Origin of the sequence: Brevibacterium sp. 1718 (assembly GCF_051131255.1) — a bacterium.
Classification (GTDB): domain Bacteria; phylum Actinomycetota; class Actinomycetes; order Actinomycetales; family Brevibacteriaceae; genus Brevibacterium; species Brevibacterium sediminis.
In genome coordinates, this window is record NZ_CP186550.1 from 2142480 (window position 1) to 2169128 (window position 26649).

General features: G+C 64.6%; 31 protein-coding genes. 9 read left to right on the forward strand and 22 right to left on the reverse strand.

The features are described 5' to 3' along the window. Positions 1-18: 18 nt before the first annotated feature. Genes ACOZ9V_RS09655 through ACOZ9V_RS09665 form a run of 3 tightly spaced genes read right to left on the reverse strand, consistent with a single transcriptional unit; the run spans position 19 to position 4261 of the window. Positions 19-1644 (reverse strand): Y-family DNA polymerase, encoded by a 1626-nt coding sequence (locus ACOZ9V_RS09655; RefSeq protein WP_139908055.1) that lies wholly within the window; start codon positions 1642-1644, stop codon positions 19-21. Continuing rightward, complete coding sequence (locus ACOZ9V_RS09660; protein WP_434589516.1) at positions 1634-2404, reverse strand: porin; 771 nt, start codon at positions 2402-2404, stop codon at positions 1634-1636. The genes ACOZ9V_RS09655 and ACOZ9V_RS09660 overlap by 11 nt, the downstream gene beginning before the upstream one ends. Before the next feature lie 39 nt (positions 2405-2443). Further along, complete coding sequence (locus ACOZ9V_RS09665) at positions 2444-4261, reverse strand: HNH endonuclease (protein ID WP_434589519.1); 1818 nt, start codon at positions 4259-4261, stop codon at positions 2444-2446. A 234-nt stretch (positions 4262-4495) separates the two neighbouring features. On the opposite strand from ACOZ9V_RS09665, the gene ACOZ9V_RS09670 reads away from it, so the two are divergent. From ACOZ9V_RS09670 to ACOZ9V_RS09680, 3 genes are read left to right on the forward strand one after another with little or no spacing between them, the layout of a single operon-like run. Next, the gene (locus ACOZ9V_RS09670) at positions 4496-5173 is read left to right on the forward strand and encodes a methyltransferase domain-containing protein (protein WP_434589522.1); all 678 of its coding nucleotides are present in this window, start codon (positions 4496-4498) and stop codon (positions 5171-5173) included. 20 nt (positions 5174-5193) lie between these two features. After that, entirely contained in the window at positions 5194-5658 is a 465-nt protein-coding gene (locus ACOZ9V_RS09675) for a tRNA (cytidine(34)-2'-O)-methyltransferase (protein ID WP_434589525.1), read from the forward strand. Between the two features lie 45 nt (positions 5659-5703). Beyond that, positions 5704-6528 (forward strand): PfkB family carbohydrate kinase, encoded by an 825-nt coding sequence (locus tag ACOZ9V_RS09680; RefSeq protein WP_139467260.1) that lies wholly within the window; start codon positions 5704-5706, stop codon positions 6526-6528. A 152-nt stretch (positions 6529-6680) separates the two neighbouring features. Here ACOZ9V_RS09680 and ACOZ9V_RS09685 read toward each other — a convergent pair whose 3' ends face one another. Further along, on the reverse strand, positions 6681-6935 hold the full coding sequence (locus ACOZ9V_RS09685; RefSeq protein ID WP_101544255.1) for a type B 50S ribosomal protein L31: 255 nt from the start codon (positions 6933-6935) through the stop codon (positions 6681-6683). Positions 6936-7112: 177 nt separating this feature from the next. Here ACOZ9V_RS09685 and ACOZ9V_RS09690 point away from each other — a divergent pair, with 177 nt between their 5' ends. Further along, a complete protein-coding gene (locus tag ACOZ9V_RS09690) occupies positions 7113-7664 on the forward strand; it encodes a YbaK/EbsC family protein (protein WP_434589529.1) in 552 nt (183 codons plus the stop codon). Positions 7665-7709: 45 nt separating this feature from the next. Here the strand turns inward: ACOZ9V_RS09690 and ACOZ9V_RS09695 are convergent, their stop codons facing one another. From ACOZ9V_RS09695 to ACOZ9V_RS09715, 5 genes are all read right to left on the reverse strand, one after another. Then, a complete protein-coding gene (locus ACOZ9V_RS09695) occupies positions 7710-8480 on the reverse strand; it encodes a phosphatase (protein WP_434589532.1) in 771 nt (256 codons plus the stop codon). A gap of 405 nt (positions 8481-8885) precedes the next feature. Continuing rightward, positions 8886-9428, reverse strand: a complete 543-nt coding sequence (rhuM, locus tag ACOZ9V_RS09700; protein WP_434589535.1) for a RhuM family protein — start codon at positions 9426-9428, stop codon at positions 8886-8888. Positions 9429-9460: 32 nt separating this feature from the next. Continuing rightward, positions 9461-10366, reverse strand: a complete 906-nt coding sequence (locus ACOZ9V_RS09705; RefSeq protein WP_434589538.1) for a TrmH family RNA methyltransferase — start codon at positions 10364-10366, stop codon at positions 9461-9463. A 71-nt stretch (positions 10367-10437) separates the two neighbouring features. Further along, the gene (locus ACOZ9V_RS09710) at positions 10438-11274 is read right to left on the reverse strand and encodes a sulfite exporter TauE/SafE family protein (RefSeq protein WP_139467267.1); all 837 of its coding nucleotides are present in this window, start codon (positions 11272-11274) and stop codon (positions 10438-10440) included. Positions 11275-11276: 2 nt separating this feature from the next. Continuing rightward, on the reverse strand, positions 11277-12062 hold the full coding sequence (locus tag ACOZ9V_RS09715; RefSeq protein ID WP_139908060.1) for an ABC transporter ATP-binding protein: 786 nt from the start codon (positions 12060-12062) through the stop codon (positions 11277-11279). A gap of 44 nt (positions 12063-12106) precedes the next feature. On the opposite strand from ACOZ9V_RS09715, the gene ACOZ9V_RS09720 reads away from it, so the two are divergent. Together ACOZ9V_RS09720 and serB are read left to right on the forward strand one after the other, a co-directional pair. After that, a complete protein-coding gene (locus ACOZ9V_RS09720; RefSeq protein ID WP_434589543.1) occupies positions 12107-12841 on the forward strand; it encodes a hypothetical protein in 735 nt (244 codons plus the stop codon). Next, complete coding sequence (serB, locus tag ACOZ9V_RS09725) at positions 12838-13515, forward strand: phosphoserine phosphatase SerB (RefSeq protein WP_139467270.1); 678 nt, start codon at positions 12838-12840, stop codon at positions 13513-13515. The genes ACOZ9V_RS09720 and serB overlap by 4 nt, the downstream gene beginning before the upstream one ends. Positions 13516-13645: 130 nt before the next feature. Here the strand turns inward: serB and ACOZ9V_RS09730 are convergent, their stop codons facing one another. From ACOZ9V_RS09730 to ACOZ9V_RS09740, 3 genes are all read right to left on the reverse strand, one after another. Beyond that, a complete protein-coding gene (locus ACOZ9V_RS09730) occupies positions 13646-14152 on the reverse strand; it encodes a SixA phosphatase family protein (protein WP_172169584.1) in 507 nt (168 codons plus the stop codon). An 8-nt stretch (positions 14153-14160) separates the two neighbouring features. Further along, complete coding sequence (gene fabI, locus ACOZ9V_RS09735; RefSeq protein WP_101544266.1) at positions 14161-14919, reverse strand: enoyl-ACP reductase FabI; 759 nt, start codon at positions 14917-14919, stop codon at positions 14161-14163. 147 nt (positions 14920-15066) lie between these two features. After that, positions 15067-15777 (reverse strand): beta-ketoacyl-ACP reductase, encoded by a 711-nt coding sequence (locus tag ACOZ9V_RS09740; RefSeq protein WP_139908064.1) that lies wholly within the window; start codon positions 15775-15777, stop codon positions 15067-15069. Between the two features lie 100 nt (positions 15778-15877). Between ACOZ9V_RS09740 and ACOZ9V_RS09745 the strand changes: the two genes are divergently transcribed. Genes ACOZ9V_RS09745 through ACOZ9V_RS09755 form a run of 3 tightly spaced genes read left to right on the forward strand, consistent with a single transcriptional unit; the run spans position 15878 to position 17534 of the window. Next, positions 15878-16426, forward strand: coding sequence for a DUF3099 domain-containing protein (locus ACOZ9V_RS09745; RefSeq protein ID WP_434589548.1), 549 nt, complete (start codon positions 15878-15880; stop codon positions 16424-16426). Next, on the forward strand, positions 16423-16635 hold the full coding sequence (locus ACOZ9V_RS09750) for a hypothetical protein (RefSeq protein ID WP_101544269.1): 213 nt from the start codon (positions 16423-16425) through the stop codon (positions 16633-16635). Before ACOZ9V_RS09745 ends, ACOZ9V_RS09750 begins: the two co-directional genes overlap by 4 nt. Beyond that, positions 16632-17534: an SURF1 family cytochrome oxidase biogenesis protein gene (locus ACOZ9V_RS09755; protein ID WP_434589552.1), complete on the forward strand. Its 903-nt coding sequence runs from the start codon at positions 16632-16634 to the stop codon at positions 17532-17534. Before ACOZ9V_RS09750 ends, ACOZ9V_RS09755 begins: the two co-directional genes overlap by 4 nt. Before the next feature lie 51 nt (positions 17535-17585). Here the strand turns inward: ACOZ9V_RS09755 and ACOZ9V_RS09760 are convergent, their stop codons facing one another. The 10 genes from ACOZ9V_RS09760 to ACOZ9V_RS09805 form a co-directional block, all read right to left on the reverse strand. Further along, a complete protein-coding gene (locus ACOZ9V_RS09760; RefSeq protein ID WP_434589555.1) occupies positions 17586-19184 on the reverse strand; it encodes an ABC-F family ATP-binding cassette domain-containing protein in 1599 nt (532 codons plus the stop codon). After that, a complete protein-coding gene (locus tag ACOZ9V_RS09765; protein ID WP_434589558.1) occupies positions 19181-19882 on the reverse strand; it encodes a ribonuclease H family protein in 702 nt (233 codons plus the stop codon). Before ACOZ9V_RS09765 ends, ACOZ9V_RS09760 begins: the two co-directional genes overlap by 4 nt. A 217-nt stretch (positions 19883-20099) precedes the next feature. Beyond that, entirely contained in the window at positions 20100-20435 is a 336-nt protein-coding gene (locus ACOZ9V_RS09770; protein WP_025778421.1) for a metal-sulfur cluster assembly factor, read from the reverse strand. Next, positions 20428-20907: a Fe-S cluster assembly sulfur transfer protein SufU gene (gene sufU, locus ACOZ9V_RS09775; RefSeq protein ID WP_264798679.1), complete on the reverse strand. Its 480-nt coding sequence runs from the start codon at positions 20905-20907 to the stop codon at positions 20428-20430. The genes ACOZ9V_RS09770 and sufU overlap by 8 nt, the downstream gene beginning before the upstream one ends. A 16-nt stretch (positions 20908-20923) precedes the next feature. Next, positions 20924-22174: a SufS family cysteine desulfurase gene (locus tag ACOZ9V_RS09780; protein ID WP_434589562.1), complete on the reverse strand. Its 1251-nt coding sequence runs from the start codon at positions 22172-22174 to the stop codon at positions 20924-20926. Next, entirely contained in the window at positions 22174-22932 is a 759-nt protein-coding gene (gene sufC / locus ACOZ9V_RS09785) for a Fe-S cluster assembly ATPase SufC (protein ID WP_139467277.1), read from the reverse strand. Before sufC ends, ACOZ9V_RS09780 begins: the two co-directional genes overlap by 1 nt. Positions 22933-22959: 27 nt before the next feature. Next, positions 22960-23283: a non-heme iron oxygenase ferredoxin subunit gene (locus tag ACOZ9V_RS09790; protein ID WP_434589565.1), complete on the reverse strand. Its 324-nt coding sequence runs from the start codon at positions 23281-23283 to the stop codon at positions 22960-22962. Then, a complete protein-coding gene (gene sufD, locus ACOZ9V_RS09795; protein ID WP_264798683.1) occupies positions 23280-24455 on the reverse strand; it encodes a Fe-S cluster assembly protein SufD in 1176 nt (391 codons plus the stop codon). Before sufD ends, ACOZ9V_RS09790 begins: the two co-directional genes overlap by 4 nt. A gap of 40 nt (positions 24456-24495) precedes the next feature. Next, positions 24496-25926, reverse strand: a complete 1431-nt coding sequence (gene sufB, locus ACOZ9V_RS09800) for a Fe-S cluster assembly protein SufB (protein WP_039207512.1) — start codon at positions 25924-25926, stop codon at positions 24496-24498. Further along, a complete protein-coding gene (locus ACOZ9V_RS09805; protein ID WP_139467280.1) occupies positions 25923-26642 on the reverse strand; it encodes a helix-turn-helix transcriptional regulator in 720 nt (239 codons plus the stop codon). Before ACOZ9V_RS09805 ends, sufB begins: the two co-directional genes overlap by 4 nt. Positions 26643-26649 lie beyond the last annotated feature (7 nt).

Genomic DNA, 26649 nt, shown 5'->3' on the forward strand with positions numbered 1-26649 from the left:
TGGTCGGCAGGTTGCCGGTCAGCGGTAACGGCCGGTGAGGTACCACTGGCCGTGCTCTTTGCTCAGCAGAAGGGCTCGGCCGGCATCGGTGACCACCTGCAGCCGGGTGCGGTAGACGGCTCGGTTCGGGTCCCACCATCCGGATTCGATGGGCCAGGAACCGGAGTAGTCGGTGATGGTCTCGGTCTGCCCGGTGGGGAATCTGATCGTCGCCGGGGCCGCACCCAGACCCGAGGGGCGTGCTTCCACCGGTGAGCCGTCCGCGGCGAGCACGTCGACGGCGGAGTGTTCGACGGTCGTCGGACGGGGTGCGTGCAGAGCACCGGGCCAGGGAGCGGCGGGGCTGCGTTCGGGGACGGCCGCCTGCTGCCACGGGGTCCACAGGTTCGTCTCTGCCGGGTCCCACCCGCCTTGGATGCCCGGAACCAGGACGGCATCGGGACCGAACAGTCCCTGCAGACGCTCGAGCGTATGGGTGATCTGCCCGGTGTTCTCGTCGAACAGGCTGCGTGTGGCACCGATCGGGGTGGTCAGTTCGGCCGCGATGAGGCGCAGCGCGATGATGCCATCCTCGGAGAAGTCCTCGGCGTCGGGTGCCGGCTCGTCGACGATGTCGAGTTCCTGCGGGTCAGGCTGTGCCGTGCGGGGATTCTGTCCCGGAGGCGAACCCCGGCCCACTCCCGCCAGCCAGCCTTCGGCCTGCCACCGCAGGCGGTCGGCGATCGCATTCTCCTGCATGTCCTCGATCCGCCAGGTCCGGGACGAGGACTGGCCGCCCGCGGCATCGAGTTCGATCGTGATCTGGGTGCAGACCAACCCCTGTCTGCGCACCTTGCCCAGCAGGTCGGCACCGAGCTGGCGGGCGAGGAAGCCGAGGGTATCGCTGCGGGTCGTCGGGGCATCGAGGTCGAGTTCGACGTCGAGCTGTTCGCCGCGGACATGATCGGCGAGCGGGGCTCCTGCCCGCCCGGAGGCCAGGTCGTGCAGATGCCGACCGAAGGCGCCGAAGCGTGCGTTCACGTCTTTGGTCGCGAGGCGGGCGAGGTCACCGAGGGTGCGCAGCCCCAGCTGCAGGAAGACCTCGATCAGCGCGGTCGCCTCGGCGCCGGCGTATTCCAGGGTGGTGATCGGCTGGGCGGAGAGGAAGTCCACGGTCTGTCCGGGTTCGACGCGGCGCGCCTGTCCGGCGGCGAGGACCGCGGCGAAGACGGTGTCGGCGATCCCGGGGAAGAACTCCCATCCGGTGTCATCGACAAGCGCCGAGACCAGTGTCTCGACCGCATCGGCTTCGTCGGCGTAGCCGTGTCTGAGCGAGTCGAGAGGGATCGCCAATGTTCCCGGGCTGAGCAGGGTGAACCGTGCGACGAGGTTGTCGAGGGCACCGACGCCGGCACTGAAATGTCGGTTGTCGGCCTCTTCGTCCCAGACCGCGATGTGGGCTTCCGGACAGCGGTATCCCACGGCGCGTTTGTTGTTCCCGGCGGTGATTCCGGCGGCACGGGCCGGAGCATCGGCGGCGATGACCTTGCCGGCGTGGAGGACCGCGACAGGGCGGCCCGGTGCGATGTCGTGTTCGACCGCTGCGGCCACCGCCGGCCAGTCGGGAACAGTGAGCACGAGGGTGCGGCCGGACTCATCCGACATGGCTGATCACCTGCCGCAGCTGTGTGATCGTCGACCACCGAGGATCGTCGTCCGTGCCCGTGGCCGGATCTGTGCCCAGATCCGTTGTCGGGGCCTTGGACGCTCCGCCGTCTGCCACCACTTCCAGCGTCCCCGCGGGGACGCTGGCGGGAGTTCCTGACGGTCCTGGCAGCAGGAACCGGTGGGTTCCCGTCTGTGAACGAGCGCGGACGAGGCAGGACTGCAGACGGCCGTGACCGTGTTCGGCACCCGACCAGCGGGTGTCGGTGATCTCGATCTGCTCCGTACTGCCGGAAAGAGGTCGGAGGCTGATGAGGCTCATTCGTCGTTCACGGATCTTCGCCAGGAGTCGGGCCCGTTCCGAAGCACTCGGGGCGAAGCCGGGGTCGACGAGGATGATGTCGAAGGATTCGATGAGGATCGAAGCCACTCGCAGCCAGTCCTCACCAGGGGTCGCGAGGTTGACGAAATGGTCGAGATCGACACCGAGGTCGGCGATCGAGGACACGGACGGTTCGCCGAGCCCGATGCCGGCACACCACTTCTGCTCCCGGGTCGCCGCAGCGATCGTCGCCAGGCCGCAGCTCAGCGACAGCTCACCGGTGACAGTGACGAGTTCCCCACGCGGCAGACCGCCGCGACGGAACAGCGGAGAGAGCACAGGATCCACCGGATGAGGTGGGATCTTGTCGAACAGTGCCGCAGCCGTGGAGATCCCCGTCTCCCGACTGAGCTGTTCGATGACCGGTGCTGCTGACATGACATCCATTATCGAACTGGTGTTCTAAATTGGCAAGATTCAGACAACAGCTTTGCTTTCCCGGGCGTGTCGCCATTCGGCTTCGAACATCCATGCGATACAGAGGCCGAGGTCAAAGCCGTAACCGCCGCCGACAGTGCCGGGATCGGCCGCTTTCGTGATCTGCCTGACCTTGGCAACGCGAACCGCCGTGTTGAACATCATCCGTCCCCTCACCCGGCTTTCCAGAGGAAGCAGCTGGGAGCCGTCGGGCAAGTAGAAGGCAAAGGCGGCGGGACCGCGCATCGCTCCAGCGAAGTCCGCTCCGGTGCGTTCGATGCGCAGCTGGTATTTGTGTACCACGGTGTAATGTCTGCGACAGAGCAGGATGAGATTGTCCATATCGGTCCCCCCGCCCTGCAACCAAGGGCGGATATGGTGGGCATCACATCGCCTGCGGGCACGGCAGCCGGGGAATTGGCAGCAGACATCACGCACGCTCAGTGCCATTCGCTGTCGCCTGCTCACCAGACGCTTCGAGCGCCCGAGCATGAGGACGTCACCTCCGGCATCCTTGATCGCCCCGCTGATCAGCGCCTCACAGCTCAGGCGCTCCGCCGTCGCCGCAGTGATGCCGCCGAACCCTTCGATCCGGCAGGTCGTATCCGCGCCTCCGCTCGGCGTCCCCGCGGGGACGCTTCCCTCGACTCCTGCCGGATGGTCCGGTTCGCTTTCCGTCCCCGCGGGGACGCAGACGGCGGTCGCCGGCCTTGCGGGGATGCTGAGCAGAGGGGGCTTGAACGCGGGCGCGGCTTCCATCGTGGCGCCGCTGCGGGTGATCACCTCTGCGGAGGCATGAACGAGCAGTCGGGCACGATCGGCGTCGATCGAACCCGTGGGCTCGGCACGAGGGAAGGCGTGGATGATCTCCATCAGGCACATGACCTGGGAGACCGGCTCATAAGGAGCCTCGTCCGCTTTGCCGCCCTCGCCCGCAGCCCCCTCCTCATCAGAACCGCCGTCATGGACGGGACGTTCGAGAACCTGGCGGGCGGCGTCGAGCATCGCGGCGATCTCTGCGGCGTCGTCTTCCTCGAGTTCGATCGTGATCCGGGTCCGATCGGGTGCCACCTGACGCATGCTCACACTGTCCTGAGCCAGGTACAGAGGGAACGGGCCGTTGTCGATCTTGTCGGCCAGCTGCTGGTAGTTCTGCGAGATCCGACTGATCTGGCTGCCGGTGGCGAGGGTGGCCAGACGCAGCGCCTCATCGTCGCCGATCCGCTCCCCCAGTCGGGTCACTTCCCTCACCTTTGAGAAGCTGACATCACCGCCCGCCAGACTCTTCTTCACCTTCGGCATCTCCCGCAGAGCCTTCATCACGCGCACATACTCGCGAGCCGTGTGCATGCTCACCGACGCCACATGCATCACCCACTCGGTCAGGGTCTTCACACCGACCCATTCCGCCCACAATCCCCGTCTCTCGACCTCGTCGATGAGGGTGATGACGCGGGCATGGCAGAAGGAGATGCATGAGATGTTGCGCCGGATATCCGTCACGATCTGCTCACAGGTGAGGGTGCTGGGGTCCGCATCGGCGTCAGCCCCTCCATAGTCCTTCGGATCGACGCTCAACCCCTCGAGCTCCGCGGTCTCGGCTGCGCGCGGTCGGGTCGATTCCTGTGCAGCCGAACTCGCTCCTGCCTCATCCCACCGAGCCGTGGTCTGCTGTCCCTTGCCCCTCGGGCCCGAGCCTGCCCATGCCTGAGCGGACGGAATTCCGCTCTGGCTTGCCGAGGCCACGGCCGCTTCCCTCACACGTCTTTCCCATTCCATGTCCTCGCCCCACGGATCGACCTGATCTTCGTTGTGCATGGCTTCGCTCCTCGTGCCGTTCGGCCCCGCAGCCCCCATGACCACCGACCGTGCTCCCACTCTAGAACTCGGCACTGACACGAGAATTTCCTCTAATACAAGCTGAACTGATTATTCATTGGTCATCTTCGATTCGTTTTCGTTTCTGCTGGTGATGGCTGCACACCTGCCGAAGCCACCGCAACCTGCTCCCGCCGACGCGCTCGCGTCAGTGCGTCAGGGTAGGGTGGCGTCATGACCGACGGCACAAACGGCACTTCGTTCCGCGAAGCGGCCACGCGTGATTCCTATGATGCGATCGCCCGGACCTACACGGAATGGGTCGCCGATGAGCTCACCGCCAAACCGCATGACCGCGCCGTCCTCGGGGCCTTCTCCGAGCTCGTCCTCGGCACCGGCTCGACGGAGGTCCTCGACCTGGGCTGCGGGCCCGGTCGCATCACCACATTCCTCGCCGCCCTCGGACTCGAACCGCGTGGACTCGACCTCTCCCCTGCCATGATCGAACTCGCGCAGGGCCTCTATCCGGCGCATCAGTTCGACATCGGGTCGATGACCGCCCTGCCTTATGCCGATGAGTCCTTCTCCGGTCTCGTCGCCTGGTATTCGACGATCCACGTCCCAGACGATGAGCTTGTCCTCACCTTCGCCGAGGCGGCCCGTGCCCTGCGTCCGGGCGGTTGGTTCCAGTTGGCGTTCCAGCTCGGGGACCGGGTCGATCACTTCTCCGATCTCGCCGGCTTCGACGTCGATCTCGACTTCCACCGCCGCTCGATCGATGACGTGCTCACCGCGCTCGAACCGCACGGCTTCATTCCTGCCACCCGCCTCGAACGCGAACCCGACCGAACCGGTCGCTTCCCGGAGACGACCAGGCAGGGATACCTCCTCGTTCGTAAGGCCAGCCTCTGAGGTGAGAAGATGAGGGTGATATGAACATCGACATCGTCTTCCACACTCCCGAGATCCCCGGCAACACCGGAAACGCCATCCGGCTCGCCGCGGTCACCGGAGCCCATCTGCATCTCGTCGAGCCCCTCGGCTTCGACCTCTCCGACGCGAAGCTGCGCCGAGCCGGTCTCGACTATCACGACCTCGCCCATGTCACCGTCCATCCTTCGATCGACGAACTCTGGGGCCACCTCGGCGAACGTCGGGTGATCGCGTTCAGCACGCATACGGACAATTCCTTCGCCGAGGTGGACTACCAAGACGGTGATGTCCTCCTCTTCGGACGCGAGTCGACGGGACTGCCCGACGAAGTCGTCAACGACAAGCACGTGGATATGACCGTGCGGATTCCGATGCTTCCGGCACGCCGTTCGCTCAACTTGGCGAATTCGGCATCCATCGCCATCTACGAAGCCTGGCGTCAGCACGGCTACGCAGGGGCCTGAACCCGCGTAGACTTCTTCGCGAACGCTTTACCTGAAAGGACCACTATGACCGCAAAGGTGCTCACTGTCGCCGGATCCGATGTCTCCGGAGGAGCCGGACTCGAAGCCGATCTGAAGATGTTCGACGAATACGGGGCCTTCGGCACTGCCGTCGTCACCTGCATCGTCACCTTCGATCCCCATGACGGATTCGCCCACGTCCTCGAGTTCATCGAGCCCGAGGTCGTCACCCGTCAGCTCGAATCGACGCTGGCCGTGCACGAGTTCACCGCCATCAAGTCCGGAATGCTCGGCTCCGTCGACTCGGCACTGGTCCTCGCCGAAGAGCTGAAGACCAATGATCTGCCGTACGTCTTCGATCCTGTGCTCGTGTGCAAGGGCGCGGGCACCATGGTCGATCTCAAGGATCTCTTCGTCGAGAACCTCGTGCCTCTGGCCACCGTCGTCACCCCGAACCTCGAAGAGGCCGCGACCTTGGCCGGGGTCGAGCCCATCGACTCCGTCGAGGGCATGATCGAGGCTGCGAAGATCATCCACGGGCAGGGCGCGAAGAACGTCGTCGTCAAGGGCGGAGCCCGCCTCGCCGGGGACGATGCCATCGACATCCTCTTCGACGGTGAGACCGTGACGACTCTGCGCTCGCGCAAGGTCAACAACAAGCTCGTCAACGGCGCAGGCTGCTCCTTCGCCTCCTCGATCGCGGCAGGAATCGCTACCGGTCTCGACATCAAGGACGCCGTCGTCTCCGCCAAGGAGAAGGTCGCCCACGGAATCGCGAACTGCCTCGACAATGCCACCGGCGTCGCCTCGCTCTACCATCCGGCGGCACGGGTGAGCCCCTCCTCCGAGGTCTCAGTCACCGTCGACTGATCATCGGCGCTTCGGCTGCGTCCCCGCGGGGACGCAGCCAGTCGCGGTCGGGACATCGCATCAGAGTCAGTCGACCTGCAGACAGCAGATCGCCCCGCACACCATTTCGGTGTGCGGGGCGATCTGTATGAAGCTGTTGGAAACGCCCGAGATCAGCGCTTGCCGAAGCCCTTGTAGCGATCCTTGAACTTCTCCACGCGGCCGGCGGAGTCGAGGATGCGCTGCTTGCCCGTGTAGAACGGGTGCGAAGCGGACGAGATCTCGACGTCGATCACGGGGTAGGTGTTGCCGTCTTCCCACTCGATGGTCTTCTCGCTCTTAGCGGTGGAGCGGGTGAGGAACTTGGTGCCGGAAGCCAGATCGTTGAACACGATCGGCGCGTATTCCGGGTGGATGTCCTTCTTCATTTTCTTACCTCTGCTGAATTCTTTCAGGCGCCTGATATGAGTTGAACTCATCTGCCAGTGCCCGAATTCGTCTGCTGGACACGCTCCGAACCGTAGGAACCGGACACGGAGCGACAATCGATTCTAACTGATGGGCCCGGACAAAGCGATTCGACACGGATCTCCTAAACTGTGGCCATGACCACGAAGGAACGCCTCTCCACTCAGTTCACTCTCCGACCCGCCGCCACCGCCACCGAACTCATGGCCGAATCGACGGCCGCCGCCTTGTCCACGGTCTCCGGCGATGTCGACGTCTTCGATATCGATCCGCAGATCGCCGATACCGCTGCTCTCCTCGATGCCACGGATCTGCCTCCGGCCACCTCGGCGAACTGCGTTCTCGTCGCCGGTTCCCGGAGTGGCGAGGAGCGGATCGCCGCCTGCATGGTGCTGGCGAACACCCGCGCCGATGTCAACAAGCGGGTCAAGAAGCTCCTCGATGTCCGCAAGGCCTCGTTCCTGCCGCTCGAGCGCGCCGTGAGCGAATCCGGGATGGAGTACGGCGGTATCGGACCGATCGGCCTGCCGGAGAATTATCGTGTGCTCATCGACTCCCGTGTCGCCGAGTCCGACGAACTCATCATCGGTTCCGGTATCCGCGGCTCCAAGCTGCTCCTCTCCGGCTCCGCGCTCGCGTCCCTGCCCGGCGCCGAGGTGATCGAGGATCTCGCGAACGAAATCGGCTGACCGTGGCGCTCGGTCCCGCGCCGTCCGTCAGTCAGATGCGGCTCGTCAGTTCAGTCCCGCTCGTTCGATGACGAAGTCGATGAGCGGGGCGTAGAGGTTCGGCACGACGTCGTCATCGAGCGGGATGGTCGCTTCGATCTGCCCCTGCGCCTCGGCGACGAAAAGGGCGGGATCGTTGCAGTCGGCGTAGCCGATAGTTCGCAGTCCCCGGCTCGAGGCAGCACCAGCCCAACCATGATCGGCCACAACGAGGTCCGGGGCCGACCCGCCGCGGGCGGCGAAGTCGTTGAGCAGCGCATGCATCGGTTCGGCCAGGTGGGTGTGCGGGCTGCCGCCATGCTGGTGCCAGGTCCACACATTGTTGATCTGTCGGACGTCCCCGCCGATCTCCGGGACTGGGATGAAGTGATCACGGGTGTCGATAACGGCGCCGGCGTCCTTTGCTGCGGCGGCAATTGCCATATGCACGGGCAGAAGCCCTGCGGGGTGGCCGGTGGCGAAGAGGATCCGGCCTCGGGCGTGCGCGACCTCGCCGACCGCCTCGGCGAGCTTCTCCAGAGCGTCGATGCAGCCTTCGGTGGAGATCGTGTCCACGCCTTCGACGAACTCGGGATCGGGCCGCAGACCGCAGCGTTCGACCATGAGCGCGAACACTGAGTCGTAGTCCCAGTCGCGGGTGAGTTCGACGCCGAAGTCGAATTGGCGTTCCTGGTCGAGGAACCGGTGGATGTGCGAGAGGTTGTTCTCTCTCGGGGTGGCGACCTCCCCGGTGATCCGTCCGATTTCAAGAGCAAGGGCTAGGGTGCTGCGGTCCACTGGGGTCCTCTCCGTCATGACTGCGGGAATGATCACTGTCTTTCCGAGACGATCATACGGATGATGAGCGCGATCATCAGATCCTTCTCGGAAGGTTCACTCATCGCGACCAGCAGCGTCATCGCTGCCAGCGCATTGTTGTCGACTCGCCTGTTGCCATCGGGGTCGATCAGCGCGCCGTTGCGGTCAAGGAAGGTGACGAACAGCGCCGCGGCGCTGCGCTTGTTGCCGTCGGAGAGGGGGTGGTCTTCTCTTCGGCAGTCGGATAGAGTTCGTGGTCTCCGAACCCCTGATAGATCGCCCCGATGACAGCCCCTAGAGCATCGCCTCGTTCCCTCCCCAGCAATTTATCGTCGGGAAATGCCAATGACAGTCCGCCGATGACCCTGCGTGCTTCTTCCAGGGTCAATTCCCATCCAGGCACGGAGCTCGATTTCGACGACAAGTTTCCTTCGTCATAATCTCTGAGCATGGTGAGACTTGGCAGGTACGTTGACAGTACGTCGGCAACCCCGCAACCAATTCGTCCTGCGACCTCGTCAGCACGCTGACAATCTTTCCCAATTCTGACAACCGCCGTTGGTTGACGGCGGCTCCTTCGATCGCATAGCGATGAAGTTCATCGTTTGCCCCACGGCGAAATCGCACTCCTTCCGACGACTTCACTCGAAATCCCACCGACAGGACCATGTCGAGGCTGTAGTGCTCAACCATACGTGTGACTGTTCGGGCGCCCTCTTTTTGAACTGTCGCAAATTTTGCGACAGTTGGCTCACCGTCGAGTTCCTCCCGCAGAGCGTTGTTGATATGTTTGCCGATCGTCTTCACATCACGTCCGAACAGATGCGAAAGCTGATGCCGTGTCACCCAAACGGTATCGGAATCAGTGCGCACCTCGAGCGCGGTGTCACCGTCAGCGGTCGGATACAGCTCAATCGAATTGCTCATAATCAAACGTCAAAGTGCGCCACTGACACGACTCACTCGTCCTGCAGGGCGAAGCAGGTGACCGCCGAGGCGGCCGCGACGTTGAGGGAGTCCACTCCCCCGCTCATGGGGATCATCACGGTCGAGTCACAGGCGGCGATCGTCGATCGCCTGAGTCCTTCGCCTTCAGTGCCGAAGACGACTGCGGTGCGCTCCGGTGCCGAGGCGGCGAAGTCGCGCAGCCCCACAGAATCATCGTCGAGTGCCAGGGCAGCCACGTGGAAGCCGGCGTCGTGCAGGGCAGAGATTCCGGCAGGCCACGGGTCGATGCGCGTCCACGGCACCTGGAACACCGTGCCCATGGACACACGGATCGACCGGCGATAGAGCGGATCGGCACAGCGTGGGGTCACGAGCACGGCATCGACGCCGAATGCGGCCGCAGAACGGAAGATGGCGCCGACGTTCGTATGGTCGACGATGTCTTCGATGACGACGAGTCGCCTGGCATCGGCGATCAAGGAGGAGACCGGAGACGGAGCGGGGCGGCCCATGGCGGCCAGAGCTCCTCGGTGGAGGTGGAATCCGGTCAGGGACTCCACAGCGGCATCCGTGCCGATGAAGATCGGCACATCGCTCTCAGCGATGATGTCGGCCAGGTCGAACAGCCATTTCGGGCTGGTGAGGAACGACCGAGGCGAGAGGCCGGCTGCATGAGCGCGGCGGATGATCTTCGAGGATTCGGCGATGAACAGCCCCTCGGCGGGTTCACGGACGCTGCGCAGGGCGACATCGGTCAGCTGCGTGTAGTCGCGCATGCCCTCGAGGCGCCCGTGCAGGGCATCGCCGGAATCATCGCCCTGGCTCCCAGAAGTCAGGTCCGCCTCGTCGAAGAAGCGCAGACGCTCGACGGCGATCCCGAGCTCAGCGGACCGATCGATGACCTGCTGGCGGGTCATGGGTGCCTTGGCCGGAGTGTTCACAGCGTGCTCCCGTTCACAGCGTGCTCCCGTTCACAGCGGAATTCCGTTCACAGCGTGAGGATCCTCCAGATCGCGACGAGTCCGAGGGCCACGATGACGGCGCGCAGCAGCACGGGCGAGAACTTCCGCCCGATTCGGGCACCGAAGTACCCGCCGATGAGTGAGCCGATGGCGATGCAGACAACGGCGATCCAGTTGATCCGGTCGTGGCCGACGATGATGTACGTGCTTGCCGAGACCGTATTGACGACGAGGACGAGGACGTTCTTCAGCCCGTTGAGTCGCTGCAGATCATCGGGCAGCAGCAGACCGAGCAGGGCGATGAGGATGATGCCCTGGGCGGCGGCGAAGTAGCCGCCGTAGATCGCGGTGAGGAAGACGACGATGAGCACGGCGATGTACCGGCCCGTGGACAGGCGATCCCCCGCCTTGGCGGCCCGATGCTCGACGCCGGCGGCCTCGGCCCGGCGCAGGGACCGGTTCTTCAGGTAGCGGGAGAGGTACGGCTGCCCGACCACCATGATCAAGGCCACGACGAGGAGGACCGGCACGATCGTCTCGAAAGCATCCTCGGGCAGGTGCAGCAGCAGATACGCACCGGTCAGCGACCCGAGCAGAGAGGCGGGAACGTATCCGAGAATCCGTTTCCACTGCCCTCGCAGCTCTTCACGGTATCCGAACGAGGAGGCGATATTGCCGGGGATGAGACCGACAGCGTTGCTCATCGTCGACACCACCGGCGGCACTCCGAAGGCGACGAGCGCCGGGAAGGTGATGAGCGTTCCGGAGCCGACGACGGCGTTGATGCCTCCTGCCGCGATTCCGGCGACGATGACAAGGCCGATCTGCCACGGTTCGAGGCTCAGGTTCGCCAGGAACTCCATGCTCAGAGGGCGGAACGTGCGTGGTAGCGCTGACCGTCCCGGGTGAGCTTGACGTCGATGCCGAAGGTCGCCGCGAGGTTCTCCGCCGTCAGGGTCTCCTCGATCGGACCTGCGGCCAGATCGGTGCCCTCGGACAGCAGCAGCACATGAGTGATGCCCTCCGGGATCTCCTCGACGTGGTGGGTGACCATGATCGTGGCCGGCGCCCACTTCGACGAGAGGATCTCCGAGAGTGCGCCGAGCAGCTCCTCACGCCCGCCGAAGTCGAGTCCGGACGCCGGCTCGTCGAGCAGCAGAAGCTCCGGGTCGGTCATGAGCGCACGCGCGATCTGCACACGCTTGCGCTCGCCCTCGGACAGCGTACCGAAGGTGCGATCGGCCAAGTGAGTGATGTGGAACGCGGCCAGCAGATCGCGGGCACGCTCGATATCGTCCTGCTCGTACTCCTCCACCCAACGTCCGGTGACGCCGTAGGCGGCGGTGAGCACGGTGTCGAGGACCGCTTCGGAACTCGGAATGCGGTTGGCCAGAATCGTCGAGGCATAACCGATGCGCGGGCGCAGCTCGAACACATCGACGCGGCCGAGCTGCTCCTCGAGGATGTTGACCGTACCCGTCGTCGGATGCATGCGACCGGCCGCGATTTCGAGCAGGGTCGTCTTGCCCGCACCATTGGGTCCGAGCACTGCCCAGTGCTCGCCTTCGGCGACGGTCAGCGAGAAATCGTCGAGGAGGAAATTCGTCCCCCGGCGCACGGACACAGAATCCAGATTCAGGACTTCACTCATATCTTCAGACTCTATCGCAGACGAGCCGTCTATCCTGGTTCGACATGGACCTCACGACCGACTCACTGCTGCTGACCCTGGCCCTCAACCACCGTCTGCGCTCGACCCTGCCCCCTGACGAGGTGACCTCTGCGTTCCTCGACGATGATCGTGATGTTCCTCTCATCGTCTCCGATGAGGTCTTCGACTCGGTCGTTCCCACCGGTCTGCTGCTCTTCATCGCTGAGGCGGCCGCCTCGGGAATCACCCATGCGCGCTTGGCGCTGCACCACCCGTCTCTGCCGCATACGACTCCCCCGGTCGATCGCACCGCCCGGACGAAGGTCGGACGCCACACCGCCCCCGTCGTCCTCCATCGCGGCGATGAGCAGGCGGCGATCGCCCTCATCGGCGCCGAGGCGAATGTGGAGATCATCGCCTGTGCGCCCACCGTCTTCCGCCCCGTCACGGTCGGGTCCGCCCCCGAGGCGCTGCGGCGTCTGCGCCTGCTGGTGATGGAGGGCTTACGCCTCGTCGAGACCATCGACGTTCCCGAGGACTGGCGGCAGGGGCCGTGGCGTGACTGGCAAGAGGAGCTGTCGACGATGCACCCGATCTCCCGGCTCATCCCCACTGAGGCGGATTCCCGAGCGATCTACGCCGCCCTCGACATCCACCACCGGATGCGCACCGTGCTCGCACCTGCGACCGTCGCCCCGCCAGAGTTCGGTGCGCTGCTGTCTCAGCTGCACCCCGCCGCCGCGGACTACATCATGGCAGTGGCTACGATGAAGGGGTGAATGAGACGCCTCAGGCCACCGCCTCCCAGATCCCCGTCCAACTGCTCGTCATGGACGTCGACTCGACGTTCATCAACGAAGAGGTCATCGACCTCATCGCCGCCCATGCCGGGGTCGGAGACAAGGTCGCCGACATCACCGAACGCGCCATGGCCGGAGAGCTCGACTTCGCCGAATCCCTGGCCGAACGGGTCGCCCTGCTGAGCGGGCTGCCGGAGACCGTGCTCGATGAGGTGCGAGAGCAGATCACCCTCACCGAGGGAGCCGCCGACCTGGTCGCGGCAGTGCACTCCTCGGGTGGCCAGGTGGCTCTGGTGTCGGGCGGCTTCACCGCCATCATCGCTCCCGTCGCCGCACAGCTGGGCATCACCGACGTCTTCGCCAACGGACTCGATATCCATGACGGGCTGCTGACCGGGCGGACGAACGGCCGTGTCATCGACCCGAGCGCCAAGGCCGAGATCTTCGAGGATCTGCTCGCTGCCGGCGGATACGATCGTGCCGCCTCGGTGGCGATCGGTGACGGCGCCAATGACATCGGCATGGTCGAAGCCGCCGGTCTCGGAATCGCCTTCTGTGCGAAACCGGCGCTCGTCGCCGCAGCGGACGCGTCCGTGGAGACACGCGACCTGCGAGCCGTCATCGACCTGGTCGCTGCGCGTGCAGACGTGTGAGCGATCCCTCCCAGGGTGTGGCACCGGCGCCATTGAACGCTGACTGACCGAAGACGCCTGTGGCGCTGACGAATGTTTCGTCAGCGCCACAGGCGTCTTGTCGACAGATCGCGTCGGTCAGACGGTGCGTTCAGACTCCGTGGAAGACCCGGATCTGCGGGGCCGGGTAGTGTCCCGGCTCCACGTCCCAGCTCTCGAGGTCGAAGACCGCGATCGACGAGGGACGGAAGGTATCGGGAACCCCGCCTTCCGGATTGAGGTGGCCCACCACCTCGGCGACGGTCGGCTGATGGCCCACGATATACGCGCACTGCGCATCCGCGGGAATCGAGTTGATCGCATCCAACCAGTCGTCGACGGACCCGGAATACAGCGAGGGATCCTCGCGCAGGGTCAGGTCACCCGGTTCGTCGAGGGTTCCTCCATGAGCGCGGTTGACGGCTTCGACGACGGCCTGTCCGGTCTGCACGGTGCGCCTGGCCGCCGAGGCGATGGCCACATCGGGTGACCAGCGCTCGGCGATCTCGGCTCCCGCCTCGACCGCTTGAGCCAGACCCTTCGCATCCAGTGACCGTTCGAAGTCGGTCGGACCGTGCGCTTCCGCCTTGGCGTGGCGGGCGAGGATGAGCACAGGCATGAGTGGTCTCAGGCGCCGGTGGAGTGGAATCCGCCGTCGACGTGGATCATCTCGCCGGTGGTGGCGGGGAACCAGTCGGAGAGCAGGGCGACGATGGCCTTGCCGGCAGGAGTGGTGTCCTTCTGGTCCCAGCCCAGGGGTGCGCGGTCGCCCCACATGTCTTCGAGCGTGCCGAAGCCGGGGATGGAGGTTGCGGCGGTGGTCTTCAGCGGTCCCGCGGAGACGAGGTTGACGCGCACGCCGTCTTCGCCGACGTACTTGGCGAGGTAGCGGGCGGTCGATTCGAAGGCGGCCTTGGCCACACCCATCCAGTCGTAGACCGGCCAGGAGATGGTCGCGTCGAAGGTCAGTCCGACGATTCCGGCGCCCTTGTTGAGCACGGGCTTCGCGGCCACGGCGATGGCCTTGAGCGAGTAGGCGGAGACGTGGATGGCCGCGGACACGGAGTCCCACGGGGTGTCGAGGAAGACTCCGCCGAGGGCGTCCTTCGGAGCGAAGGCGATGGCGTGGACGATTCCGTCGATGTTGCCGCCGAGGCGCTCGGGCAGGGCCGCGAGGTCCTCTTCGTTCGTGGCGTCGAGTTCGATGACCTGCGGAGTCTCGGGCAGGCGTTCGGCGATCACCTGAGTGATCTTCATCTGGCGGCCGAAGCTCGAGAGAATGACCTCGGCTCCCTGCTCCTGTGCGATGCGAGCAGCTGCGAAGGCGATCGACGCCTCGGTGAGCACGCCGGTGACGAGAATGCGCTTTCCGTCAAGAATTCCCATGGTGGTCCTTTCGAAAGGAAGGTGGTTGCGTGTGCATGACGCCGCTTCGGGCGGTGTCTCTGTATCGAAGTCTACGGGCTGCGGCCCGGCGGGGCCGCATCGTCTGCGGCCCAGGATCCGGTTGTGACCGGCCCAGCGCCGTCTGAGTCAGTGGCCCATGCCCAGTCCGCCGTCGACGGGGATGACGGCACCGGAGATGTAAGCGGCTTCATCGGAGGCCATCCAACGGACGACCTTGGCGACCTCACCGGGTTCGGCGAATCGCTTCGCCGGGATGGTGGCGAGGTACTCTGATCGCTGCTTCTCGCTGAGCTCATCGGTCATATCCGTGCGGATGAAGCCCGGGGCGACGACATTGGCGGTGATTCCGCGGGAGCCGACCTCACGGGTGATGGAGCGGGCGAAGCCGACGAGACCGGCCTTCGAGGCCGAGTAGTTCGCCTGACCGGGCACGCCGTAGAGACCCGACACCGAGGAGATGAGGACGATGCGGCCCTTCTTCGCGCGGATCATCCCGGTGATTCCGCGCTTGACGGTGCGGAAGGCACCGGTAAGGTTCGTGTTGATGACGGACTCGAATTCGTCATCGTTCATCCGCATGAGCAGATTGTCGGCGGTGATTCCGGCATTGGCCACGACGACCTCGACGGGACCGAGCTTCTCCTCGATCTCGGTGAACGCCCGATCGATCGATTCGCTGTCGGTGACATCGGCGGCCACGGCCAGCGCTCCCTCCGGGGCCTGACCGTTGCGGGAGGTGACTGCCACCTTGTCCCCCTGGGCGAGGAATTCCTCGGCGATGGTGCGACCGATTCCACGGTTGCCGCCGGTGACGAGGACTGTGCGTGGTTCTGACACGTTGGTCTCCTGTTGATCGACTGTGTTCTTCAAATCTATCGTGGACAAACCTATCCTGTCCTTTGGCCGATGGATACGACTCTCACAAAGGACGAGTATCATGTTTGGCAGTCATCGATCGAAGAAGGATATGGTCAGGCACGCTCAGCAGATCACAACGGCAGACACCGCCCTTGATGACGATATGCGGTCTCGGATCATCAAGTATTCGATCACCATGGGCATCAGGACGGTCTGTTTCGTGGCCGCCTATTTCGCTTTCGTCGCAGATATGCACATCCTCATGTGGATCTGCGTGGCAGGGGCGGTCGTCCTCCCCTACCCTGCGGTGATCTTCGCCAATGCGGGCCGCGAACGCACCCGAGATGATCGTTCTGCCCTGCTCGAACAGGCCCCGCTGGCAGAGCTGCCGCCGGCGCGCGGTGAGACGATCTCCGGCGACACCCTCGGAGGGGAGACGGTCGACGACCCAGATCCCCGGGGCGGCTCAGATCCCCGAGGCGGCTCCCCTGACGAGACCGATCCAGGCGCGGATCACCGGCACGAAACGATCCGGGGCGAGACGGTCCCGGACGAGACCATCCCGGACGAGACCTTCCAAGGTGAGACCGTCGACGACAACGACGAGGACAGGAGGGACCAGGCTTGAGCGAGCAGCTGCAGTGTTCCGCGAAGGAATGCCGGGCGTTCGCGACTCGCGCCCTGCTGTGGAACAATCCCCGCGTCCACACTCCCGAGCGGAAGAAGACGTGGTTGGCCTGTGATGAGCACCTCGACTATCTGCGTGACTTCCTGACTCTGCGCGACTTCTTCATCACCGACGTCTCCGTCGACGAGATTCCGGAGGACGCAGGTTGAGCCGCTATTCCTTCCTCTTCTCCGCACGCTGGCTCAAATACATCGCCATGGCGATCATCGTCATCATCGCCTGCGTGTTCCTCGCCCTGTGGCAGAAGGACCGCCGCGATCAGCGGGAGCAGGAGATCGCGACGATCACCGCGAACTACTCCGCCGAACCCGTCGACATCACCTCGGTGCTCTCGACACCGAATTCGACGCTGGAGACCACCGATGAGTGGACCCAGGTGGAGCTGACCGGATCGTTCTCCGACGAGGACACCGTCCTCGCACGCAACCGGACGGTCGAAGACAAACCCGGCTTCTATGTGGTGACTCCGTTCGAGATCACCGGCGGATCGACGATCGCCGTCGTCCGCGGCTTCACCGCCGAACAGGATTCCGTGCCGCCCGCTCCTCGGGGTGAGCAGACCGTGATCGCTCATCTGCGTCCCGCTCAGGACGGATCCGAGGATGAGAATCCGAAGGGCCTCATCAAAGCCATCGATCCCGCGCGCATTCCGGGAATGGACGATGCCTATGCACATGTCTACGTCGAGGCCTCACCGGCGGAGACAGGCGGTGCCCCGGAAGAGGGGCTGACCCCGCTGCCGATGCCCGAGCTCGATCCGGGCAACCACCTGTCCTATATGCTCCAGTGGTTCGCCTTCGGAATCATGATCATCATCGCCGTGGTCATCTCGGCCCGACGTGAGCGCAAGGCAGCCGCCGAGGCGGTCGAGCACGGCGCTGTCGAGAACGAAATGGTCGTCATCGATAAGGCCGCCCTCGACGCGGGCGCGAAGATCAGCCAGCCCGGCAGCCGCTATGGCCGCAACCGCTGGGCCTCGCCCACCGTGCGCGGGCAGGCCGAAGCCGAGGAGGATGCCCTGTTCGAGGAGCGCTTCCGCTCAAGGTGAGCCGATCAGCCGAGTGAGGCCGACCGGCTCAACCGAGTGTGATGTGCCCGCTCAGGCGAGCGTGACGAGATCGAAGTACGTGTCGTTCCACAGGTCCTCGTCACCGTCGGGCAGCAGCAGCACGCGGTCGGGGTCGAGCGCGGACACCGCACCCTCATCGTGGGTGACGAGCACGATCGCACCTTCGTAGCGGCGGATCGCCGAGAGGATCTCCTCGCGGGACGCCGGATCGAGGTTGTTCGTCGGCTCGTCGAGCAGCAGCACGTTCGCGCTCGAGACCACAAGGGTGGCTAGCGCCAGACGTGTCTTCTCTCCACCGGAGAGCACCCCGGCGGGTTTGTGCACATCGTCACCACTGAAGAGGAACGAACCGAGCACATTGCGCACCGCGGTGTCATCGAGATGCGGAGAGTTCCGCGACATGTTCTCCAGCACTGTGCGCTCGAGGTCGAGAGTCTCATGCTCCTGCGCATAGTAGCCGAGCTTGAGGCCGTGTCCGGGCACGACTTCTCCGGAGTCGGGTTCGTCGAGTCCGGCGAGCAGACGCAGCAGCGTCGTCTTGCCGGCACCGTTGTAGCCGAGCACGACGACTCGTGCGCCCTTGTCGATAGCGAGGTCGACACCGGTGAACACCTCGGTCGAACCGAAGCTGCGAGAGAGTCCTTCAGCCGTCAGCGGCACACGTCCGCAGTCGGCCGGGGCCGGGAAGCGCAGATTCGCGACCTTCTCCGTGGCGCGTTCGTCCTCGAGACCGGCGAGCAGTCGGTCGGCACGCTTGGCCATCTGCTGGGCGGCGACGGTCTTCGTCGCCTTCGCCATCATCTTGTTCGCCTGAGCGTTGAGCGCCGCGGCCTTCTTCTCGGCATTGGCACGTTCGCGGCGGCGACGCCGCTCATCGTCCTCACGCTGTTTGAGGTAGAGCCGGTAGCCCATCGAGTAGATGTCGATGGTCTGACGGGTGGCGTCGAGGAAGAAGACCTTGTTGACCACTTCGTCGATGAGATCGAGGTCGTGGCTGATGATGATCAGACCACCGGAGTAGGCCTTGAGGTGGTCGCGCAGCCACAGCACGGATTCGGCGTCGAGGTGGTTCGTCGGCTCGTCGAGGATCATCGTGTCCGGGGCCGAGAACAGGATCCGGGCGAGTTCCACACGGCGGCGCTGACCGCCGGAGAGCGTCCCGATCTCCTGGCTGATCAGGGCCTCGTCGAGGCCGAGGTTCGCGGCGATCGCGAAGGCTTCGGATTCGGCTGCATAGCCGCCGGCGGCGATGAACTCCGCTTCGATGCGCGGGTAGCGGTCGATGGCCTTCGTGGCCACCTTCTCGTCCGGTGAGGCCATCTGCCGTTCGGCCTTGCGCAGACGCTTGACGAGGACGTCGAGGTCGCGAACCGAGAGGATGCGTTCCATTCCGGTGGCGGTGAGGTCACCGCTGCGCGGATCCTGCGGCAGATAGCCGACGGTGCCGGAGATCGACACGGAACCGGATTGCGCCGGGTGTCCGCCCATGATCACCTTGGTCAGGGTCGTCTTGCCGGCGCCGTTGCGGCCGACGAGACCGACTCGGTCGCCCTTGTCGACGCGGAAGGAAACCTCGGACATGAGGGTGCGGGCGCCGACGGCGACTTCGAGGCCGGAGGCCTGAATCATTCTGTCTCCAAACTGCGGCCGATGAGTTCGGCCAGAAATTCTTGGGGGTGGATGCCGCGGGCCTGTGCCCGGGCGACGAGTTCATCTGCGACTGAGGACGGCACACGACAGGACACGACAGTGGTGTCCGGCCCGGCCGCTGCGGTCACGGGCTCGACGGAAACATCGTCCTGAGCAACAGGTTCCGTCGGGTCGTCTGCCGGATCATCGCCGGCCGTCGCGGTCGACGTCCCCGCGGGGACGTATCCTGGGCCTTCCGGCACGGACGTGCCCTTTTGGAAGGCGGTGGCAGCCGCACGTGCGCGATCATCGGCGGCCTCATTGAGTTCGTGGTTGTTGTGTCCTTTGACCCACTCGAACTCGACAGTCCGCCCGCTCAGTGCCTCATCGAGAGACGCTAAGAGGTCCTTGTTGAGGACTTCTTTTCCATCGGCCTTCTTCCACCCTTTGCGTTTCCACCCCGGCATCCATTTGGTCAGGGCGTTGATGACGTACTGCGAATCACAGTATATCTTCAGCTCGTCGTCGCTGTCCGCGGTCGACCGGAGCAGGTCGAGGACGGCCATGAGCTCACCGCGGTTGTTCGTCGCGTTCTTCCACCCGCCGGCATGCCAGGAGGTGTCGTCGATGTACCAGGCCCACCCGGCGGGTCCGGGGTTGCCGAGCGCGGATCCGTCGGCGGCAGCGATGATCGTCAATGGTTCTCCTTGGAAAGTCGGATTCCATTCTTTCACGCCGCTCTCGGGTTCTCGGTCCGTGGGGCGGTGATCTCCGCGACTCTGCCCGGACACGAGTGCCGGATCGGACGACAATCGCCGAGGCGGGGCTGACCTTCTCAGGTCGCCCCGCCTCGGCGATGGTGTTCATCTGCGTCCCCGCGGGGACGACAGTATATTCGACTCAGTCGACGACGGATCAGATATTGAAGCCGAGGGCACGCATCTGTTCGCGGCCGTCCTCGGTGATCTTCTCCGGGCCCCATGGTGGCATCCAGACCCAATTGATCCGGTAGGCCGGCACGATTCCCTCGAGCGACTGTGCGGTCTGGTCCTCGATGACGTCGGTCAGAGGGCAGGCCGCCGAGGTCAGGGTCATCTCGATCACGGCGGTGCCGTCGTCTTCGACCGAGAGTCCGTACACGAGGCCGAGATCGACGATGTTGACACCGAGCTCGGGATCGACGACGTCCATCATCGCCTCGCGCACTTCGTCGACGCTGGCATTCTGCGGTGCGTCAATGACTTCAGGCATTGTGTTTCTCCTCACGAGCTGCTTGTGCTTGGTTGAGTGCGTCCTTGAACGCCATCCATGCCAGGAGAGCGCATTTGATCCTGGCCGGGAATTTCGACACTCCGGTGAACGCCGCGGCGTCCCCGAGAATCGACTCATCCGCCTCCATTGTCCCACGTGAATGCATGAGTTCGTGGAACGCGCCTTCGATCTCGAGCATCTGCGCGACGGAGGATTCGGCGGCCAGCTCCGACAGCACCGAGGCCGAGGCCATCGAGATCGAACAGCCGTCGCCGGTCCACCTCACCGCGATCGTGCCGTCCTCACGCAGTTCGGTCTCGAGCTCGATCTCATCGCCGCACGTCGGGTTCACCTGATGCGAATATCCGTGCGGTGACGATGCGGCATCACGGAGCAGTTCGGTGTTGCCGATGCGTGCCCGCGACTGGTCGAGGATCACCTGTTGGTAGAGCTGCTGCATCTGTGTGCTCATCGGTTCGCTCCCCTCCTCAGCCGACTCCGAAGAAGGGCCGCACTTCCGCCAGAGCGGTGAGGAAGCGGGTGCAGTCTTCGACGTTGTTGTACAGGTACGTGCTCGCCCGCGTCGAGGCGGTGACCCCGAAGCGGCGGTGCAGCGGCTGAGCGCAGTGGTGGCCCACCCGCACGGCGATGCCCTGCGAGTCGAGATACTGTCCGACATCGTGGGCGTGCACGCCGTCGACGTCGAAGGCCACGGTTCCGATCCGGTCTTCGGACGAGCCGAGGATGCGGATTCCGGGGATCTGGCCGATCCCGTCGAGGAGGACTCGGGCGAGTTCCTTCTCATGCTCGAGAACATTGTCCAGCCCCACCTCGGTGAGGTATCCGATCGCTGTCGCGAAAGCCGCCACCTCGGCGACCGGCTGAGTGCCGGCCTCGAACCGCTGCGGAGCGGGCATGAACTCGGTCTTCTCCATGGTCACCGTGGTGATCATGGATCCGCCGGTGAGCACCGGCGGCAGAGCGTCGAGCAGTTCGGACTTGCCCCACAGCGCGCCCAGGCCGGTGGGGCCGAGTGCCTTATGAGCGGAGAACGCGGCGAAGTCGACGTCGAGGTCGACGAAGTCCACGGGCATATGCGGAACGGACTGGCATGCGTCGAGCACGACGTAGGCTCCGACGGCGCGGGCCCGGTCCACGAGGCGGTCGACCGGGTTGATCGTGCCGAGGACGTTGGAGACGTGCGTGAACGCGAGCACCTTCGTCGATTCGTCGACGATCGTGTCGAGATCGGTCAGATCGAGTTCACCGGAGTCAGTGACCGGCAGCCAGCGCAGCTGTGCTCCCGTGGAGGCAGCCAGCTGCTGCCACGGCACGAGATTCGCATGGTGCTCCATCTCGGTGACGACGATCGAGTCACCGGGGGCGAGGGCGAAACGCTCTGCGTCGTCTCCCCCGAAGCCATGGCTGGCCCGATCCATGCCGAGGGCCACGATGTTGAGCGCCTCGGTCGCGTTCTTCGTCCAGCACACCTGTTCCGGTATCCCGCCGACGAGTCCGGCAGCGGCGATCCGACCGTTCTCGAAGGCGTCCGTGGCCTCGACGGCCAGGGAGTGCGCGCCTCGGTGGACGGCGGCGTTGCGCTGCTGGAAGTACTCGACGAAGGTGTCGATGACGCACTGCGGCTTCTGCGATGTCGCTCCCGAATCGAGATACGACAGCGGCGACTCCCCGACCCTCACATCGAGGATCGGGAAGTCGCCCCTCAGACGTGAGAACATCAGACGCCGGCGGTGAAGAAGCGGTCGTAGCCTTCGTTCTCGAGGCGTTCGGCCAGTTCCGGTCCGCCTTCCTCGGCCACCTTGCCCTTGATGATCACGTGGACGTGATCGGGCTTGATGTAGTTGAGGATGCGCGTGTAGTGGGTGATGAGCATGATGCCGACGTCGGTGGCGTCCTTGACGCGGTTGACGCCTTCGGACACGATGCGCAGCGCGTCGACGTCGAGGCCGGAGTCGGTCTCGTCGAGGACGGCGAACTTCGGCTTGAGCATCTCGAGCTGCAGGATCTCGTGACGCTTCTTCTCGCCGCCGGAGAAGCCTTCGTTGACGTTGCGCGAGGCGAAGGCGGGATCCACGCGAAGGTTCTCCATGGCCTGCTTGAGGTCCTTGGTCCAGTTGCGCAGCTTCGGAGCTTCACCGTCGATGGCGGTCTTGGCCGAACGGAGGAAGTTCGTCACGGTCACGCCGGGAACCTCGACGGGGTACTGCATGGCCAGGAACAGTCCGGCCTTGGCACGCTCGTCGACGGACATCTCGAGGACGTCCTCACCGTCGAGGGTGACCGAACCGGAGGTCACTTCGTACTTGGGGTGCCCGGCCAGGGCATAGGCCAGGGTCGACTTGCCGGAGCCGTTGGGGCCCATGATGGCGTGGGTCTCGTTCGTGTTGATGACGAGGTCGATGCCGTTGAGGATGGGCTTGAGACCGGTATCGGTGTTGACACCGACGTGCAGGTCTTCGATCTTGAGAGTGGACATAATGATCCTTCTTCTTCGGTCTTGAGGTCAGTTCAGGGTGGTGTTCGGGTCGACGAGGATGCGGCCGGCGATCTCTTTGCAGTCATAGACCGCGACGGGTTCGAACGCCGGCGGATTGACCGGCTTGCCCGTGTTGAGATCGAACTGCGAGCCGTGCAGCCAGCATTCGATGGTGCAGTCCTCGACGTCGCCTTCGGCCAGCGACACCTCACCATGGCTGCACAGGTCGTCGATGGCGTGGATCGTGCCGTCGGAGTCGCGAGCGATGCAGATCTCGTACTCGCCGACCTCGACGCGCATGGTGCCGCCGGGGGCCACCTCGTCGGTGGCCGCCACGTCGATCATGGTCACAGAACACTCCGGGACAATTCGTCCTCGATGCGTTCGTTGAGCACGTCTTCGATCTCGGGCACCTGGATCTTCTGGATCACTTCGTTGAAGAATCCACGGACCACGAGCTGACGAGCGACGTCCTCGGGGATGCCGCGGCTCATGAGGTAGAACAGGTGCTCCTCATCGAAGCGACCCACCGAGGAGGCGTGGCCGGCACCGGCGATGTCTCCGGTCTCGATCTCGAGGTTCGGCACCGAGTCGGCGCGGGCGCCATCGGTGAGGATGAGGTTCCGGTTGAGCTCGTAGGTATCGATGTCGAGGGCTTCGGGACGGATGAGCACATCGCCGATCCACACGCTGCGCGCGTCCTTGCCTTGCAGAGCGCCCTTGTAATGGACGTTCGACTGGGCCTTCGGCGTGTTGTGGTCGATGTAGGTGCGGTGCTCGAGGTGCTGACCGGCATCGGCGAAGTAGAGTCCGAGCAGTTCGGCCTCTCCCCCGGCTGCCGAGTAGCGCACGTTCGTGTTCAGGCGCACGACGTCACCGCCGAGGGTGATGTGGATGTGCTTGAACTTCGCGTCCTTGCCCACGATCGCATCGTGCTGACCGAGGTGCTGGGAGCCGTCGTCCCACAGCTGCAGCGAAACGAAGGTCACGTCCGCACCATCGCCGATGACGAGGGAGACGAGCTCGGAGTACCGGGCCAGTCCCTCGTGTTCGACGACGATGGTCGCCTTCGAGTTCGCGCCGACGGTGACGACGACATGGCCGTGGCCGAGTGCCTCACCGGTGCCGTCCGCGTGGATGATCGCGGCCCGCTCGAGTTCGGTGTCCGCGGGGACCGAGTAGTGCGTCACCGCAGAGGCGCGGTTGGCGGCGACGGCCGCGGCGCGGTCCTCGGGCTCAAGGATGCCCAGTTCCTGGGCTGACTCGAGCGAGATCTCCTCGACGGACAGGCCCTCGGGCAGATCCGACTCGAACTTCAGCTTCGCCTCGGTGGCGGTGTCCTCGAAGAACTCGCTGAACTTGCGGACGGGAGAGAAGCGCCATTCCTCCTCCCGGCCGGTGGGCACGGGGAAGTCGGCGACATCGAAGCTGCGCGTGCGCGCATCGCGCTTCGAATCGGGCACCTGGACCTCGGAACCGTGCGAATGCTCCGAAAGGCCAAGCGGGTTGGTGGTATCAGTCACAGATTTACTCCTTTGAGTGCAGTGGGCGCCGGGTCGGGTCTCAGCCGACCGCGCCTTCCATCTGCAGTTCGATGAGGCGGTTGAGTTCGAGGGCGTACTCCATCGGGAGTTCGCGTGCGATCGGCTCGACGAAGCCGCGCACGATCATCGCCATCGCCTCGGTCTCCTCCATGCCGCGGGACATGAGGTAGAAGAGCTGATCCTCACTGACCTTCGACACGGTGGCCTCATGGCCGAGTGTGACGTCGTCTTCGCGGATGTCGATGTAGGGGTACGTGTCCGAACGGGAGACGTTGTCGACGAGCAGGGCGTCGCAGAGGACGTTGTTCGACGAGCCTTCGGCGCCCGGGTGGACGTGGACGAGTCCGCGGTAGCCGGCGCGGCCGCCGCCGCGGGCCACGGACTTCGACACGATCGACGAATGGGTGTGCGGAGCGGCGTGGACCATCTTCGCACCGGTGTCCTGGTGCTGTCCCTCACCGGCGAAGGCCACGGACAGCGTCTCGCCGCGGGCGTGCTCACCGGTCAGCCAGATGGCCGGGTACTTCATGGTCACCTTCGAGCCGATGTTGCCGTCGACCCATTCCATGGAGGCGCCCTCTTCGGCGATGGCGCGCTTGGTGACGAGGTTGTACACGTTGTTCGACCAGTTCTGGATCGTCGTGTAGCGGACCTTCGCATCCTTCTTCGCGATGATCTCGACGACGGCCGAGTGCAGGGAGTCGGTCTTGTAGATCGGAGCGGTGCAGCCCTCGACGTAGTGGACCGAGGAACCCTCGTCGGCGATGATGAGCGTGCGCTCGAACTGGCCCATGTTCTCCGTGTTGATGCGGAAGTAGGCCTGCAGCGGGATCTCGACGTGGACGCCCTTGGGGACGTAGACGAAGGAACCGCCGGACCAGACAGCGGTGTTCAGAGCGGCGAACTTGTTGTCACCGGACGGAATGATCGACCCGAAGTACTCTTCGAAGATCTCCGGGTGCTCGCGCAGGCCGGTGTCGGTGTCCATGAAGATGACACCCTGAGCCTCGAGCTCCTCGTTGATCTGGTGGTAGACGACCTCGGACTCGTACTGAGCGGCGACACCGGCGACGAGGCGCTGCTTCTCGGCCTCTGGGATGCCGAGCTTGTCATAGGTGTTGCGGATGTCCTCGGGCAGGTCCTCCCAGGACGTCGCCTGTCCCTCGGTGGAGCGAACGAAGTACTTGATGTCCGCGAAGTCGATTCCGGTGAGGTCGGCGCCCCAGTTCGGCATCGGCTTCTTGTCGAACAGACGCAGAGCCTTGAGTCGACGCTTGAGCATCCACTCCGGTTCGTCCTTGAGCTTCGAGATGTTGCGGACGACTTCCTCGCTGAGGCCGCGGGTCGCGGTCGCGCCGGCATCGTTCTCGTCGTGCCAACCGTATGCGTACTGCCCGAGGTCTTTGAGCTCGGGATTCGCATCGATGATCCGATTTCCTGTGTCAGTCATCGTGAACCTCCTTGAGGTCGATCATTGCTGTGGATGAGTGGTCTGGTCAGTTCCGAAGTCGGAATGTGGGTGGTGCACACATGGTCGCCCTGGGCCAGCGACGACAGCCGCCGCACGTCGACACCGAGGTAGTCGGAGAACATCGCGAGCTCTGCTTCGCAGATCTCCGGGTACTCCGCCGCCACGGCCTGGATCGGGCAGTGTCCCTGGCACAGCTGCATCGCCTCCAACGGGGTTCCGGCCGCGACCGGGGTCGCCGAGGCGGCGTACCCTTCCCGTGTGAGTGCGGCGGCAAGTGCACGTGAGCGAGACGCCACTGTGGTGCCGCCGCGCTTTTCGAGTTCCGGTCCGAGTCGCTCCCGCAGTCGGCTCACGAGGTCTTCCGTGAAGCCCTCCACTGCCGATCTGCCGTGCTTGTCCTCCATGAAGCGCAGGATGTTCACGGCCAACTCGTCGTAGGAATGACTGACCGAATCGTGTCCGGCCGTCGTGACCACATAGTGCCGGGCCGGTCGGCCCCTGCCCGCCTGTTTGCCGGCGAGTTCACGGACCTCGAGAAGGCCCTCACTCTCCAGCGCGTCCAGGTGACGACGGATCGCCGCGGGAGTCAGCTCGAGGGCTTTGGCCAAAGACGAAGCAGTGATCGGCCCTTCGTCGAGCACCGACTGGAAAACCTTCTGCCGGGTTCGGCGATCTTCCGTGTCGTTTGCAGCCATAATCCAC